The 14,175-nt window shown below is 45.7% G+C and carries 16 protein-coding genes; 6 read left to right on the plus strand and 10 right to left on the minus strand.

Annotated elements, in window-relative coordinates; translation table 11 throughout:
- Positions 1 to 96: 96 nt before the first annotated feature.
- Together MKY54_RS07925 and MKY54_RS07930 are read right to left on the minus strand one after the other, a co-directional pair.
- Positions 97 to 1,305 carry an MFS transporter gene (locus tag MKY54_RS07925; protein WP_339190120.1) on the minus strand — a complete coding sequence of 403 codons (1,209 nt, stop codon included), beginning with the start codon at positions 1,303 to 1,305 and terminating at the stop codon, positions 97 to 99.
- A gap of 119 nt (positions 1,306 to 1,424) precedes the next feature.
- Positions 1,425 to 2,600 carry a serine hydrolase domain-containing protein gene (locus MKY54_RS07930; RefSeq protein ID WP_254857088.1) on the minus strand — a complete coding sequence of 392 codons (1,176 nt, stop codon included), beginning with the start codon at positions 2,598 to 2,600 and terminating at the stop codon, positions 1,425 to 1,427.
- Between the two features lie 172 nt (positions 2,601 to 2,772).
- Here MKY54_RS07930 and MKY54_RS07935 point away from each other — a divergent pair, with 172 nt between their 5' ends.
- Positions 2,773 to 3,231 carry an Lrp/AsnC family transcriptional regulator gene (locus MKY54_RS07935; RefSeq protein ID WP_076125220.1) on the plus strand — a complete coding sequence of 153 codons (459 nt, stop codon included), beginning with the start codon at positions 2,773 to 2,775 and terminating at the stop codon, positions 3,229 to 3,231.
- Positions 3,232 to 3,355: 124 nt separating this feature from the next.
- On the opposite strand, the gene MKY54_RS07940 is transcribed toward MKY54_RS07935, so the two are convergent.
- The gene (locus MKY54_RS07940) at positions 3,356 to 3,907 is read right to left on the minus strand and encodes an AraC family transcriptional regulator (RefSeq protein WP_339190122.1); all 552 of its coding nucleotides are present in this window, start codon (positions 3,905 to 3,907) and stop codon (positions 3,356 to 3,358) included.
- Positions 3,908 to 4,020: 113 nt separating this feature from the next.
- Between MKY54_RS07940 and MKY54_RS07945 the strand changes: the two genes are divergently transcribed.
- Entirely contained in the window at positions 4,021 to 4,173 is a 153-nt protein-coding gene (locus MKY54_RS07945) for a hypothetical protein (protein ID WP_179086789.1), read from the plus strand.
- Positions 4,174 to 4,179: 6 nt separating this feature from the next.
- On the opposite strand, the gene MKY54_RS07950 is transcribed toward MKY54_RS07945, so the two are convergent.
- The 6 genes from MKY54_RS07950 to MKY54_RS07975 all read right to left on the minus strand — a co-directional run bounded on the left by MKY54_RS07950 (position 4,180) and on the right by MKY54_RS07975 (position 10,717).
- The gene (locus tag MKY54_RS07950; protein WP_256716041.1) at positions 4,180 to 5,106 is read right to left on the minus strand and encodes a HAMP domain-containing sensor histidine kinase; all 927 of its coding nucleotides are present in this window, start codon (positions 5,104 to 5,106) and stop codon (positions 4,180 to 4,182) included.
- 20 nt (positions 5,107 to 5,126) lie between these two features.
- Positions 5,127 to 5,888 carry an ABC transporter permease gene (locus tag MKY54_RS07955; protein WP_076308000.1) on the minus strand — a complete coding sequence of 254 codons (762 nt, stop codon included), beginning with the start codon at positions 5,886 to 5,888 and terminating at the stop codon, positions 5,127 to 5,129.
- Positions 5,881 to 6,804, minus strand: a complete 924-nt coding sequence (locus MKY54_RS07960) for an ABC transporter ATP-binding protein (protein ID WP_076307999.1) — start codon at positions 6,802 to 6,804, stop codon at positions 5,881 to 5,883. Before MKY54_RS07960 ends, MKY54_RS07955 begins: the two co-directional genes overlap by 8 nt.
- Before the next feature lie 82 nt (positions 6,805 to 6,886).
- Positions 6,887 to 7,579 carry a response regulator transcription factor gene (locus tag MKY54_RS07965; RefSeq protein WP_076307998.1) on the minus strand — a complete coding sequence of 231 codons (693 nt, stop codon included), beginning with the start codon at positions 7,577 to 7,579 and terminating at the stop codon, positions 6,887 to 6,889.
- 207 nt (positions 7,580 to 7,786) lie between these two features.
- Positions 7,787 to 10,426, minus strand: a complete 2,640-nt coding sequence (locus MKY54_RS07970; RefSeq protein WP_339190127.1) for an FAD-dependent oxidoreductase — start codon at positions 10,424 to 10,426, stop codon at positions 7,787 to 7,789.
- A 6-nt stretch (positions 10,427 to 10,432) separates the two neighbouring features.
- Positions 10,433 to 10,717, minus strand: coding sequence for a metalloregulator ArsR/SmtB family transcription factor (locus MKY54_RS07975; protein WP_036675735.1), 285 nt, complete (start codon positions 10,715 to 10,717; stop codon positions 10,433 to 10,435).
- Positions 10,718 to 10,818: 101 nt separating this feature from the next.
- Between MKY54_RS07975 and MKY54_RS07980 the strand changes: the two genes are divergently transcribed.
- From MKY54_RS07980 to MKY54_RS07995, 4 genes are all read left to right on the plus strand, one after another.
- A complete protein-coding gene (locus MKY54_RS07980) occupies positions 10,819 to 11,139 on the plus strand; it encodes a rhodanese-like domain-containing protein (RefSeq protein ID WP_076185313.1) in 321 nt (106 codons plus the stop codon).
- 4 nt (positions 11,140 to 11,143) lie between these two features.
- The gene (locus MKY54_RS07985) at positions 11,144 to 11,563 is read left to right on the plus strand and encodes a rhodanese-like domain-containing protein (protein WP_076185312.1); all 420 of its coding nucleotides are present in this window, start codon (positions 11,144 to 11,146) and stop codon (positions 11,561 to 11,563) included.
- A gap of 6 nt (positions 11,564 to 11,569) precedes the next feature.
- Positions 11,570 to 11,707 carry a hypothetical protein gene (locus MKY54_RS07990; RefSeq protein WP_339190129.1) on the plus strand — a complete coding sequence of 46 codons (138 nt, stop codon included), beginning with the start codon at positions 11,570 to 11,572 and terminating at the stop codon, positions 11,705 to 11,707.
- Positions 11,708 to 12,920: 1,213 nt separating this feature from the next.
- The gene (locus tag MKY54_RS07995; RefSeq protein ID WP_339190131.1) at positions 12,921 to 13,598 is read left to right on the plus strand and encodes a winged helix-turn-helix domain-containing protein; all 678 of its coding nucleotides are present in this window, start codon (positions 12,921 to 12,923) and stop codon (positions 13,596 to 13,598) included.
- Here MKY54_RS07995 and MKY54_RS08000 read toward each other — a convergent pair.
- Positions 13,572 to 14,114: a hypothetical protein gene (locus tag MKY54_RS08000; protein ID WP_339190132.1), complete on the minus strand. Its 543-nt coding sequence runs from the start codon at positions 14,112 to 14,114 to the stop codon at positions 13,572 to 13,574. The genes MKY54_RS07995 and MKY54_RS08000 overlap by 27 nt on opposite strands.
- Positions 14,115 to 14,175: the final 61 nt, after the last annotated feature.

Genomic DNA, 14,175 nt, shown 5'->3' on the forward strand with positions numbered 1-14,175 from the left:
GTGGCACATATTAGTCCTATCTAATATGTGCCACTGGTCTTATTTGTGTAAATTTCTTGTCTGGATACCGTTACCCATAAACTCGATAGGTGTGCCTCAACGTTTCCTTGAAGGAAATCCGTAATCTTTAGCGCGCCACGCTACTAGCAGCGCAAGAATCAATAGTATAAACATTACCCACGGGAAGGAGCGGACACCAAGTGTTTCAATAAGAATTCCGCCTATCACTCCGCCACCGCCAATAGCTAGGTTCCATGCCGTCACCAGCATCGATTGGGCCACATCTGCACTTTCGCCAGCGGTTTCGGCAACGGCTGTCTGTAGCAAAGTAGCTGCTCCTCCGAACGTCAACCCCCATACACCAACCACTAAATAGATCACTATGGGCTGGCTGCTACTAATGCCTAGTACAATGGATGACAAGGCAAAAGCAGCTAGGCTGATCAGAACCAATGGACGCAGTTTGCGGTCGATCCAAATACCGATGACCCAGATGCCAACAAGCGCTGTAATGCCGAAAACAAGCAATACCAAGTCAACCCGCTGGGTTAGCCCGGCCTGAGTAAGATAGGGGGCAATATAGGTATACAAGATGTTGTGTGCTAGTACCCATACCAGAACGACAAACAATACCGGCCGTACCCCCGGAATAACAAAAACCTTGTAGAGAGGGAGCCGTTTATCAGGGGCTTCTCCTGGATAGTCCGGTAGCTTCCAAAATACCCAAGCGATCAGCATGAGAGCTAATAGCGACATGAACCCGAAGATAGAGCGCCAGCCTACAAGGGTGCCAAGAAGGGTTCCAGCAGGGACACCGAGTGCCAGAGCGAGAGGTGTGCCAACCATCGCTACCGCCATTGCTCGTCCCTTGAGTGACTCCGGCACCATGCGCCGGGCGTAACCTGCTATCATGCCCCATAAGACTCCAGCGGATACGCCGGCGAAGAACCGAGCTGTTAGCGTAAGTATATAATTGGAAGAAAAAGTGGTGACGGTGTTGAATATGAGAAAACCAAGGATGCACATTAGTAGCAGTGGTCGCCGCCGCCATCCACGCGTCACGGTAGTTAAGGGAATCGCGGCCAACAGGGAACCAAGAGCATACAAAGTGACAAGTTGACCGGCAAGGGCCTCGGAGACACCAAGCCCCTCACCTATTTGGAGCAACAAGCCTGCCGGAATCGTTTCGGTAAGAATACAGATAAACCCCGTCATAGCTAAGGCAAGTAATCCAGCCCATGGCAGACGTTCAGAAGAGGGAGTGCTGGGGGCACTTTGTGTGGCAGAAGATGTGTTTTGGCTCATAGAGAAGCCCCTCTCTTATATAATTTTAGCAAACTCAATGATATAGACGACGAATAGGGTCTACTGGACAGAGAGCCTAGGCTGGTTCATTCCGGCCCCAGGCTTCTTGTGTTCATGCTCTATTTATTACGTCTATCATAAATGGCATCACAAAGGTCTACAGTAAACTGACCCGACATGCCTTCCAATGCGGTATTAGTGAAAGCGACGACACTGAGGCGTTGCTTGGGATCTACGAACCACGAATGACCATAAGTACCACCCATGCGCCAAGTACCCGGAGATTCTGGAGTGTCTGCGGCGACAGGATCCTTTAGTACCGTGATGCCTAGGCCAAAGCCTCGTCCTGGCCAGAAGGCCATTGGCAGATCACCGATCTGGTTGGTCGTCATATCGTGAACCAGTGACTCCGGTAGCAGCGGCGCTCCGCCCTTACGTAATGTTTCCAGCAGTTGCAAAAAATCTCCGGCGCTGCCGACCATGCCAGCTCCTCCAGAAGGATAGGCAGTAGTGTCAAGTGCTCGGCTAGGGGCAAGCAGGAACCCAGCCGTTCCCTCCACAAAGGCAATACTGTCGGGATCAAGTAAGGGCCGTGGCTCTGGAGTATCATTGGCATAGGAAGTGGCCAGCCGTTCTCGATCGACTGCAATAAAACCCGTGTCGCTCATGCCAAGCGGCTTGGTCACGAGTGAATGTACAGCCTCACTGAGCGGTGTTTCTGTGACCTTTGCAATTACTGCTCCCAGCACATCTGTCGCGATGGAATATTTCCACTCGGTACCTGGCGTATAAAGGAGGGGGACAGAGGCAAGACGGCGCAGGTTCTCTTCCAATGTGATGCCGGACTGATCCATACCATCTGATACCCCTGCTGACTGATAGGAACCCTTCTCTTCTTGGAAAAATCGGTAAGACAGGCCCGCGGTGTGCGTCATCAAATGACGAATCGTCAAGGAAGCGAACTCGCCATTCTGCAAACGCGGCTGAAACTCTGGAAGCCAACGATCAACGCGGTCGTCCAGTTGTAGACGACCTTGCGCAACTAATACTAGGGCTGCCGTTGAAACGATAGGTTTAGTAACTGAAGCGAGCCGGAATAAGGCATCTTCTCGCATAAGTCGGCCTAGCTCGCGGTCGGCAAAACCGGCAGCACGGCTATAAACCAGTTCCCCATCTATCGCCACTTTAATGACAGCACCGACCAAGCGCTTGTCAGCGAGGGTTCGATCGATTACTCTATCGATGCGACCTGATAAACATTCTGTAATTATTTTATTTGAATCCAATATACTCAACGGTCTTCATCCCTTCGGAATAGTTAAAGTCAAGAACACTTTACTATTGTAGGGTTATTATATATAACAAGTTATCTTGATTACATAAGGCAACTAAGCTAAATTAGCTTTATAACGGTTAATTACAATCTAGTTAATATAGAAAACCTTAAATTTAAAGGAGGCGATTTTGATGGACCATGTTGATAAGCAAATTCTCTTCCATCTTCAAAATCAAGCAAGAATTTCTATGACAGAGCTGGGCAAATGTGTCGGTTTATCGCAACCTGCGGTTACGGAGAGAGTTAGGCGTATGGAGGAAAAAGGCATCATCAGCGAATATCGCACCATAATTTCTCCTGAAAAGATTGGGAAACAAGCAGCTGCCTACATGTTATTTCATTCTAGGGATTGTAATGCATTCCTTGATTTCTGCCGCTCAAGTCCTGATGTCGTCGAATGTTACCGTATAAGTGGGGAACACAACTACTTATTGAAGGTAGTAACCGACTCTACACGAGCCCTCGAGGAGTTCGGAAATCAATGTGACAAATACGGTACTTACACGATTCTGATCGTGATGTCATCACCAATCGATCATAAATTTCTTATACCCTCGCTTGAAGAAGCAAGCCTAAACTTGCGGAGTTAGATTTTAAACATAATCCGTTAGCCTGTCGTAACAAAAAAAAGACTCTTCTATATAAATAGAGGAGTCTTTTTGGTTTAGATATTGTAATAAAAATGATTGCAGCTACTCCTTTTTCGTAGATACATCATGGACTTTCTATCTTATAAGTCTGGCGGTATTTTAGTGGAGAAAGCCCGGTGATTACCTTAAATACCCGACCAAAGTGAGTCATATTATCAAATCCAACATTTTCAGCTATCTTGGCTACTTTAAAGGCAGTATTGATTAACAAGGCACGAGCTTCCTTTATCCGCACATTATTCAAATATTCTGTAAAGGTGAAGCCTGTACTATCACGAAAAGTTTTGCAGAAGTAGGAAGGACTGATATAGAATCTGTTGGCAATATCGCGTATGGAATGACGTTGGTCGTAATAACGGTTGAGATAGTCAACAATTTCAAATATCTTTTTGTTCACTACACTGATTTCTTCAGTGATTGCAGGAGGCATCGCTTCCTGGTGGCGATAAATATAAATAAGCAGCTCAAACATAAGCGTTTTTAGATAGAATTCATAGCCGGGAGGTTGCTTCGTAAATTCAGAGACATTTTTATTGAATAATTTCTCGATAAAGTTTTGTTCAGAACCATTAAATCGAAGCAGATGACAATCTCGTGTAAAAGTGGACAGAAGCACTGGATTTCACCCTGCAAATCGTTGCAGCAAGTGACGTAGTTCTCGAAATTAATACTTCTGACGATAACTGTGTCCCAGATACGGCTTTTCTAGAAAGAGCTCTGTTTCATGGTGTGAAGGTCACGATTGGATCAGATGCACATGAACCCGAACGGGTGGGAGATCAGTTCGAAGAAGTCCGGAAAAACCTGCAGGCCATTGGCTATCGAGAATGGGCTACCTTCCATAAACGGGTAAGAACAATGGTTAGTCTAGACCAACTATAAAGTGAATCAAGTAGCCAAGCTAATGCCGGCATCACCTAGTTTCCAACGGCAGGTCATTATCAGCTTCTCACCCTCCAGTTCGGCTGTCAGCGTGCCACCCATTTTATTCATTAGACTTTTGGCGATGGAGAGACCCAGCCCGGAAGCTTGAGAAGATCGGGTACGGTCTGCGGTATAGAATCGGTCAAATAAGAGGTTAACATCGCTTCCGGCTAGTTCCTTCGCATCGTTTACTATCGTTAAGTCAGCTGTTTCCTGCCGTCGTTCGAAACGGATTTCCACATACCCGGTCGCGTGTTTGACCGTATTGACAAGTAAATTCTCGACAACTCTCCGCACAGCGGATTCATCGGCGTATACGGATACATTTTCCTCAGGTAGCCGTATATCCGGTGTAATATTGCGTTCGTTGAAAGAATCGTAAAATCCGACCAGAATTTCCGAGAGTAGGGCCGTCATCCCAAGCTTTTCGGAATGTAGAGGATAATCTAGCGATTCGATCAAGGAAAGCTCAAAAAAATCATTCAGCAGCGCCTGCAGCCGTTTCGTCCGATTTTTAACGATGGCAACATATTCAAGCTTTTCACCAGGGGTAATAGACTCATCCTCCAACAGTTGAATATAACCGAAGATGGAGGTGAGGGGTGTACGGATATCATGTGAAATATTTGCAACAGCCTGACGGAATTCTTGTTCGACACGTTTTCGCTGGGCGTCCGCTTCGACGATTAAATCAGATTGACGATTGATTTGTCCCGCAAGCGCCTCAAGCTTCTGGTCGAATAGAGCCACATCAATTTTTTTACCGGTTGCTCGCTCATTGTAGGTATGCAATTGCCCTGTTATCCGCCCTAGCTCTCGCCTTAACATCAACAAACGGAAAAGAAGGAGAGCTCCTGCCACAAACAATATGATTGTCAGAATAAGCAACACTCTCCTGCACCCCCCATTTGTTATTTGATTTCTTTTCTGTGGAATACGAGAATACCGAGTACCCCGGAAACGCCTATTGTCAACAACGGCACGAGTAGAAGCGCTGGCCAATCTCCGCTGTCGATACTGGGCTTACCGATATCGCTCACCAGTTTGAAGATGGAATAATCGTACAAATTACTAAAGAAAGAGATCTTCGAACCTATACTAGCTAAAACCGTATCGATCATAAGGAAGAAAATCATTGAGAAGCCGATAGTTTTGCCGCTGTCGGTTAGGATTACGGTGAACAGCGCCCCGATGGCTGCGTAACCAGCCGTGTACAACAACGTTAGCCCGAGGGCTCGCGGTATAAAAAGTGTAGTGCTTCCTTCCGGCAGATGACCGAAACCCGAAAGCAACGTGACTTCGACTGTGCTGACAATAGGAAAGACGAGCGAAATCGCCATGGCTCCAACTGCGAATACGATTAGTTTTGCTGCGAACAGCCGGCCTCTGGTGTTGCCCGAAGATGCGATCGTCTTCATGACCCCTGTGGAATATTCGTTAGAGATAAAGAATCCAGCCAGAATGGCTACGCCGAATTTAATAATGTAGGCATTGCTTGAAATAAAGGTAGTCAGAAATTCAGCGCCGGTGATCTGAGGTTCCCCATTGGACCGATGATCAAAATAATATAGCAATGGGTAAGCAAGTGAGAGGACGGAAAGTGCCAATAGAAAAGTCCAAAATGATCTATTCTTACGGAGCTTGAAAAACTCCACTCTGATCAGATTATACATTTGGATTCCCCCCAATCCGCTTCGTAAAATAACTTTCCAAGTCTTCACCCATAGGCATAAACTTCTCGATCTCGAGGCCGGCAGAGAATAACGCTGTTGATACTTTGCCTGGCTGTTCAAGGCGGCTATATAACTTGATGGTTCCATCCTGCATCACTTCGAAATCGGCCGTACCCAGCTCGTTCTGAATGACGGCTGTTGCCTTGCCCGGATCATCCACTTTGATAAATAAATACTGCTGACATTTCTCGTTTAATTCCTCCGCAGTGAGTTGTTCAAGCAACTGACCGTGATGAATAATGCCATAATGACTTGCCATTAAATGCAGCTCACTTAGAATATGACTTGAGATCATTATCGTAATGCCTAGCTCACGGTTTAGTCGCTTGAGCAGTTCGCGCATTTCGACGACACCCATCGGATCCAACCCATTGGTCGGCTCGTCCAGAATCAGAAATTCTGGATCTCCCAGTAAGGCGATGGCAAGACCTAACCGCTGCTTCATTCCAAGTGAGAAATTTTTGGCTTTCTTCTTGCCAGCGCCCTGTAGTCCAACTTGCTCTAGCATTCTAGGAACACAATCTTTGCCGGGAATACCACGTAGAATCCGGTTTGCTTCTAAATTTTCGCTCGCAGTCATATGGGGGAACAAAGCGGGGCTCTCGATAATCGAGCCGATTCGCTTACGAGCTTGGATCAAGGCCTGCTCTTCACTGGCTCCGAACAGCTCGATCGTCCCCTGAGTCGGAAAAGCAAGTCCGGTCACAATCCGGATTAATGTTGATTTTCCGGCTCCGTTTTGCCCAATAAAACCATAAATAGAGCCTTTACGGATTGACAAATTGACTTTGTCCAGCGCTGTATGGCCCTTGAACTTTTTGGATAGCTGATTTGTTTTTAATACATACTCGTACATCTCGTCTTGGCCTCCTTTTCGTGATAGACCAAGTATAGAATTGAAAACATAAGAAGAGCTAAAGCCAAATCTTAAGAATGTCTTAAGGCTTGAGCCGATAACCTATGCCCCATACCGTCTCGATAAATTCGCTTCCTGGCGCGGCCTTGGTTAGCTTGCTGCGCAAATTGCTCATATGGACATTGACCGTATTGTCGTCCCCGTAATATGGCTCGTGCCAGACTTTTTCATACAAATTCGCTTTCGTAAACACCTTTTTGGGAGCTGATAAAAGTAACGAGAGAATCTCAAACTCTAGAGCTGTGAGCGTCAGTTCCGCACCATTTGCCGTGACCGACATCGCATCTCGATGAAGTACAAGGCCCTGATGCTGGAGCAGGTTAGGCAAAGCCGATTGCGCAATCCGCGAATACAAACGTAGATGAGAATCGATCCGTGCAGAGACTTCTTCAACGTCGAAGGGTTTCGTAATGAAATCATCCGCCCCCGCCCGCAGAGCAGACACCTTGGTCTGAGGCTCACCCTTGGCAGAAATGATAATTACCGACATATTGTCCCGCCCGGCAATCCTCTCAAGTAGTTCCTCACCCGACATGCCAGGCAGCATCAGATCCAGTAGCAGCATGCTCCATTGACGTTGCTCCAGATAGAGAAGTGCCTCCGTTCCCGAGTAAGCAGGTTGGGGAATGTAGCCGCTTTTCTTAATTATGTTGCATAGCAATCGGTTGATGTCGCTGTCGTCCTCAGCAACAAGAATATGTATCGGGGTATTCATTTAATCTCCTTTTTTTACCTGAAATGGGTCGTTGTTCGGATGAATGTCTATTAAATAGGATAGCAGGTTTTAGATTCTGTATCCAGATCCAGTCAATTTGCATTTTGGTTATTCAAATCTATATCACCGATTCTCGTGAGTTTATTTTTATATAAGAAAGAGACTCTTCTATTTAAATAGAGGAGTCTCTTTGCGGTGTTAAGGTATTTAGATAAATAGATTATGACCCGACTGATCGGCTTGGCCGAGGTAATAACCAACGCCGCCGATTCCGACACCGTCAATCAGTTCTTCACGAGTGATGCCCATAAGATCCATGGACATTTGGCAGGCGACGATTTCCACACCCTGGTCGATAGCCATCTGAATCAATTCCTCCAAGGAAGAGATATTTTTGCTCTTCATTAAAGAGCGGATCATTTTCGAGCCCATGCCCATCATGTTCATATTTGAAAGCGTCAGCTTCCGGCTGCCGCGTGGCATCATGGCACCGAACATTTTACCGATGAAGTTTTTGTTCACAGGCACCTTCTCATCCTTGCGGATAATATTGAGGCCCCAGAAGGTAAAGAACATTGTGACTTTTTTACCGCTGGATGCTGCTCCGTTGGCAATGATGAAGGAAGCGATCGCTTTATCCAAATCCCCGCTAAAAACAACCATTGTGCTTGCGTTGCTAGTTTGAATTACTTGTGCGTCTGCTCCGGTTGGTGCTGATGCTGAAGTCTCGATAACTCCTTTGCGCAGATAAGCTTCGATCATGCCAGTAGGCAGCTTTGTTAGCTGCAAAAGCGTATTGTTGGACATACGAGCCCAAGCCTTGATATCCTCATAAAATCCGGGATCGGAAGCAGTTACCTTCAGGACTTGCCCTTCCAAGAGCGGGTCCATGCTCATTTTAACTTGGATCAGCGGCCCTGGGCAGCACAGTCCGCAGGCATCAAGCACGGAATCAGGTGCTAGTTCCGTTTCTAGTTTGGATGAAGGGGCACCTATTGTGCTGGAGGTAGCTGTGAAAGCTGCAGCGTTAACAGTGGGTGTAACTGTGCCAGTCCCAGTCGCAGTTCCAGTCCCAATCCCAATCGCAGTTCCAGTCCCAATCCCAGTCTCCGTCTCCGTCTCCGTCATTGCTCTTGTTGCTGCGATTTCTTTACTGGCTGCTGGTGTACCAACGTTTGGCGTCAAGTTATCTTTTTTTTTAGGCGTAAATTGGCTCATCTGATAGGTTTTATAACCGCCGGTCAGGTTTTTCACACGGTAACCTTTTTGCTGTAAAATCCGGGAAGCGGTGTAGCCTCTGAGTCCAACTTGGCAATACACCCAAATTTCGTTACTAGAGTCAAGCTCGCTTAGCCGACCACGCAGATCATCCACAGGGATGTTAATGGACCCTTCAATATGACCATTAGCATGTTCGATTTCCGAACGTACGTCAACTAAAATGGTGTTGTTATTGTCACGACCCTCTAAATCCTTAGGCACGAATACCGTAGTCAAACCTTGCAAAATATTTTCAGCAGCAAAGCCAGCCATGTTCACCGGATCTTTAGCGGAAGAATAAGGAGGGGCATAAGATAGCTCTAACTCCGTCAAATCAGTGACCGAACCTCTAAAACGAATAACTGTAGCGATATCGTCGATACGTTTGTCTACACCACTGTAACCCACAGCTTGTGCTCCTAGCACCGTACCTTTTGGATCAAAAATCAGCTTCATAGATATCGGAGTTGCCCCCGGATAATAGGTTGCGTGTGAGCTTGGATGTATATATATCACGTGATACGGCAGACCCAAACGTTGTAGCGTTTTTTCGTTATTTCCGGTAGAAGCACCTGTGACTCCAAAAACCTTAATAATAGAAGTCCCTTGTGATCCTTTGTAAGTTGTGCCGAGACCACTGACGTTGTCCGCAGCAATCCGCCCTTGCTTGTTGGCAGGACCAGCTAGTGGAATGGCGGTTTTTGTTCCGTTTACGAAATCAACCACCTCAACCGCGTCACCTACAGCGAACACTTGATCCAGATTGGTCTCCATCCGCTCATTGACTAAAATATGGCCGCGGGGACCGAATTCTAAGCCACTGTCCTTCAGAAAAGAGGTATCCGGAGAAACGCCGATAGCCAGCAGAACCATATCACTTTGCAGTACAGTGCCACTTGCTAATTGCACCTGTATTTGTTCTCCCACCTCAGCAAACCCTTGGACCATATCGGAAAAAATAAGATTAACACCATGCTCGTCGAGTTCTTTTGCCAAAATAGAAGACATTTCAGTATCGAATGGAGCTAATATTTGTGGTCCTGCTTCAATTAAGGAAACTTCCAGACCAGCTTCTCTAAGGTTCTCAGCCATTTCCACACCGATAAATCCACCACCGATCACCACGGCCGAACGTGTGCCTTCCGCAGCGACTTTAGCTTTGACTTTGTCAGTGTCGGGAATGTTACGCAACATGTGTATTTGGGAACTCTCGATACCGGGCAGATTCGGACGAATCGGTTTAGCACCTGGCGATAAAATAAGCGCATCATAGCTCTCTTCATAGGAGCCTTTTTCTATGCTTTCTACTCGCACTTTTTTGTTCACGGGGTCGATAGACACGACTTCACTTTGAATCCGAACATCGATGTTAAAACGTTTGTGCATCGCCTCCGGTGTCTGCACCAGCAGCTTGGAGCGGTCCTGAATGGACCCACCGATATAATAAGGAAGTCCGCAATTGGCAAAAGAAATGTACGGATCACGCTCAAACATTACAATATGCGCATCTTCATCTAATCTCCGAAGTCGGGCGGCTGCTGACGCGCCTCCTGCAACACCGCCAACAATTAATACTTTTTTACTCATGATGACTTATTCCTCCCCTAAAAATAACTGAATCAGATGTTTGATTTTTTCGTCTTTAACAGAATAGTTAATCTCCAGCCCATTACGTTCGGTTTCAACGATGCCTAGTGATCTAAGCTTCTGTAAATGCTGGGACACCGTAGATTGTGGAAGATCGAGACAGTCCTGCATGAAGCTCACGTTGCAGCTGCCCTTTTCCAGAAGTCCTTTAATGATGCACAAGCGCACGGGATGAGCTATAGCCTTTAAGGTTTCGGCGGTTTGGTTATAGGCTTTGAAATTTTTGTCCATGGTAACGAACACCTCGCTTTACAATATCCTTATATCGTAATATTATGATATAGTGATATGAAAATCAAGTTATTTTTATAAAGGTGAAGGAGAGATGCTCGATGTCTTTTAAAATTTCAAAGGAAATTACCCCACAGCAAGTGGCGGAGCGCTTGAAGAATGGCGAAACTCTTACCATGTTGGATATACGCGAACCCGCCGAATGGGTGGAGGGACATGTAATGGGTGCTAAACATATTCCGCTTGGACAGCTATTGATGCGCACAGATGAACTGGATTCTCATGGCGAGATAATTGTGATGTGCTTAAGTGGTGGCCGTAGTGGACTGGCTTGTGAGCTGCTGAGTGAAAAGGGGTATAACGTTGTGAACATGACGGGTGGATTAGGCGCTTGGACGGATGATTTTTTGGTACGGGAGTAATGATATGAGCATGATGGTTCGGATCCTACTGAGTATTTTAATTGTCTTTAGTATTGTGAGGTTTTTGCGTTATGCTTGGCCTGTTCGTTCACTTACTTATATAGAAGTTCGTGAGGTTCGCGAATTAGCGGATCAATCATTGGCTATGAAAATGCTCGATGTCAGGGATGCCGTTGATTACCAGAAGGACAGTATCCGTGGTTCGATAAATATTTCGCTGGGGCGGTTACCCTATGTCTGGCAGCACTGTCTATCTCCGGGCGACTCGGTTCTAATTCTTGCAGGAAGTTACTACAAAAGAAATAAAGCCGCGAGAATTCTTTATAAGCAGGGATTTCGTAAGCTATATGCGGTAAATGGTGATTTGTTAGGGAACAAAAGAACGCTCTCCGACATTTCTGTGAAAGGTTGTTGTGAAGGATAATGGATAATGGATTTAAGGTCAATGATTTGCCGTCTCGGGTTGAAGCTGGGGTGTCGAAGTCAGGGTGACGATGGAATGATCTCTTTTGATGCCTATGGGCAAGGCGCTCGGGCTGCACATTTGCTAGGTGAGGGAAGGCAGTGAAGAGGGAGCAATATGTCACTCTAGTTGAGCCGCTATATTAATGTTGCTAAGTCGTGATGGTGGCTAGGTCGCTAAATTAATGTTGCTAAGTCGCGATGATGTGGCTAGGCTGCTAAGTCAATGTAACTAAGTCGCAATGTTATAGCTAGGCGGCTAAGTCAATGTAACTAAGTCGCAATGTTGTAGCTAGGCCGCTAAGTCAATGTAGCTAAGTCACGATGTTGTAGCTAGGCCGCTAAATCAATGTAGCTAAGTCGCAATGTTGTAGCTAGGCTGCTAAGTCAATGTAACTAAGTCGCAATGTTATAGCTAGGCGGCTAAGTCAATGCAACTAAGTCGCAATCCATTCAGCCTCATCTCGAACTCAGTTTTAATTGCATTTTGTGCAGTTAAACTTCAGTAGTTTTAGGAAAAGTAACAGTTAACTGCACTTTGTACATCTAAATTTGATCATTTACGCTTAACTACCTAATGTTTCCTTTTTTAGTTGTAGAAAGTACAACTAAATGGACTTTTAGGGGGATAAGGGATAAATAGTTGCATGAAATACAATTAAATAGAAAAAGCATAGGTCGATAGCCAGTGAATAGTGGAGAATGGGAGACGATTTCGGACAATTTCAAAAAGGTAGGTCGAATAATATTATTCTAGCGGAACTTAGTCAAACCGAGATTACTTTAACGGAACCTACTATATAAAACCTACTATATTGAGCTAAATCTAGTCGTCTAACTCAAATGTAGTTTACTTAACCAAGATTGCTCTTGCTGAGTTCATTCTAACTGAACTGTAGTGATCTAACTCTAGCTGGACTCACTGTAGTGATCTGACTCTAGCTGAACTAACTTTAGTGATCTAACTGTAGCTGGACTACTGTAGTGATCTAACTCAAGCTGAACTTACTGTAGTGATCTAACTCAAGCTGAACTTACTGTAGTGATCTAACTCAAGCTGAACTTACAGCAGTGATCTAACTCTAACTGGACTTACTGTAGTGATCTGACTCTAGCTGAACTCACTTTAATGCAATATACTTTAACTAATGTGATTTTTTAATAGGTAAGCAAATTTATCTCGAGTGCTAACGTTGAATGTAGAGTGTCATTGACAGCATAAGAAGGCGAATACTATACTTCTGAGTAATAGGACGAAGCACGTCCCGCATCCATAATTGGGTGCGGGATTTTTTTATGCCAAGGAGGAGGGGGACGTTATGGGATTTACGGAAGAACACCGTAAGTGGGTGGAAGATCATATTAGTCGAAGAACGGGAGAAAGACGGGGGAGATTGGAGCGGGGACATGGGCATGGTGAGCGAATGTTTGCGGAGAAGGTTTGGTGGCCAATGATGGGTCATTTTAATGATCTTCATCCTGAATATGAAGTGTTGGATTGGCGGGGATGGCCTTATTTTGTTGATTTTGCGTGGAAGCCTGGGCAGGTTAAGTTTGCTTTTGAGGTAAAAGGTTACGGCCCACATGTGCAAAACACAGATCGGACGCGTTATCGGCAGGAATTGAATCGAGAGACTTATCTACAAATCGCGGGTTATCGGGTAGTGGCGATACCATATGATGATCTGGAAGCGAGTCCTGAGAATACTATTTTTTTGTTGAGATCATTACTGATGCCGTACCTCGCTTTAAGGACAGAAGAGAAGGAGGCGTTTAGTCGATTGGAGCGTGATATTTTGCAAATTGCGGTGCGTTCGAACGGGGACATTCGGCCTGTTGATTTGGTGAGAGAGCTTGGCATTGATCTGCGTACAGTTAGGAAATGTATGAGGTCACTTTGTGAGAAAGGTAAGTTTAAGCCGATAGTTTCCCAGGTGAGTGGGAGGGTTTGTCGCTATGAATATGTACATTCACTTAACGATACTCAGCTGTGGTGAATAAACGGTATAAATCCCGTAGATTGCGGGCGTGGAGCGAGAATAGGGCAAATGAACGGTATAAATCCCGTAGATTGGAGGCGTGGAGCGAGAAGTGAGCAAATGAACGGTATAAATCCCGTAGATTGCGGAGATGGAGCGGGAATTGGGCAAATGAACGGTATAAATCCCGTAGATTGTGGGCGTGGAGCGAGAAGTGAGCAAATGAACGGTATAAATCCCGTAGATTGTAGCTGTGCAGCGGAAATCGAGCAAATGAACGGTATAAATCCCGTAGATTGTGTGCGTGCAGCGAGAATAGGGCAAATGTACGGTAGAAATCCCGCAGATTGGAGGCGTGGCGCGAGAATAGGGCAAATAAACGGTATAAATCCCGTAGATTGTGTGCGTGGAGCGGGAATTGGGCAAATGAACGGTATAAATCCCGCAGATTGGAGGTGTGCAGCGGGAATTGGGCAAATGAACGGTATAAATCCCGTAGATTGTTGAGATGGAGCGAATAATGAGCAAACCCATGCACTCACACTCACATCATCCCCCCTAAATCTCTAATTATGACCTGATTTCTATTTAGATT

The organism is Paenibacillus sp. FSL P2-0121, assembly GCF_037975345.1.
Lineage (GTDB): Bacteria > Bacillota > Bacilli > Paenibacillales > Paenibacillaceae > Paenibacillus_AQ > Paenibacillus_AQ odorifer.

Excerpts from the sequence above, each read along its gene's own strand:
- MKY54_RS07925 (WP_339190120.1), bottom strand. The coding sequence starts at position 1,305 with ATGAGCCAAAACACATCTTCTGCCACACAAAGTGCCCCCAGCACTCCC.
- MKY54_RS07935 (WP_076125220.1), top strand. The coding sequence starts at position 2,773 with ATGGACCATGTTGATAAGCAAATTCTCTTCCATCTTCAAAATCAAGCA.
- MKY54_RS07955 (WP_076308000.1), bottom strand. The coding sequence starts at position 5,888 with ATGTATAATCTGATCAGAGTGGAGTTTTTCAAGCTCCGTAAGAATAGA.
- MKY54_RS07960 (WP_076307999.1), bottom strand. The coding sequence starts at position 6,804 with ATGTACGAGTATGTATTAAAAACAAATCAGCTATCCAAAAAGTTCAAG.
- MKY54_RS07965 (WP_076307998.1), bottom strand. The coding sequence starts at position 7,579 with ATGAATACCCCGATACATATTCTTGTTGCTGAGGACGACAGCGACATC.
- MKY54_RS07970 (WP_339190127.1), bottom strand. The coding sequence starts at position 10,426 with ATGAGTAAAAAAGTATTAATTGTTGGCGGTGTTGCAGGAGGCGCGTCA.
- MKY54_RS07975 (WP_036675735.1), bottom strand. The coding sequence starts at position 10,717 with ATGGACAAAAATTTCAAAGCCTATAACCAAACCGCCGAAACCTTAAAG.
- MKY54_RS07980 (WP_076185313.1), top strand. The coding sequence starts at position 10,819 with ATGTCTTTTAAAATTTCAAAGGAAATTACCCCACAGCAAGTGGCGGAG.
- MKY54_RS07985 (WP_076185312.1), top strand. The coding sequence starts at position 11,144 with ATGAGCATGATGGTTCGGATCCTACTGAGTATTTTAATTGTCTTTAGT.
- MKY54_RS07990 (WP_339190129.1), top strand. The coding sequence starts at position 11,570 with ATGGATTTAAGGTCAATGATTTGCCGTCTCGGGTTGAAGCTGGGGTGT.
- MKY54_RS07995 (WP_339190131.1), top strand. The coding sequence starts at position 12,921 with ATGGGATTTACGGAAGAACACCGTAAGTGGGTGGAAGATCATATTAGT.
- MKY54_RS08000 (WP_339190132.1), bottom strand. The coding sequence starts at position 14,114 with ATGGGTTTGCTCATTATTCGCTCCATCTCAACAATCTACGGGATTTAT.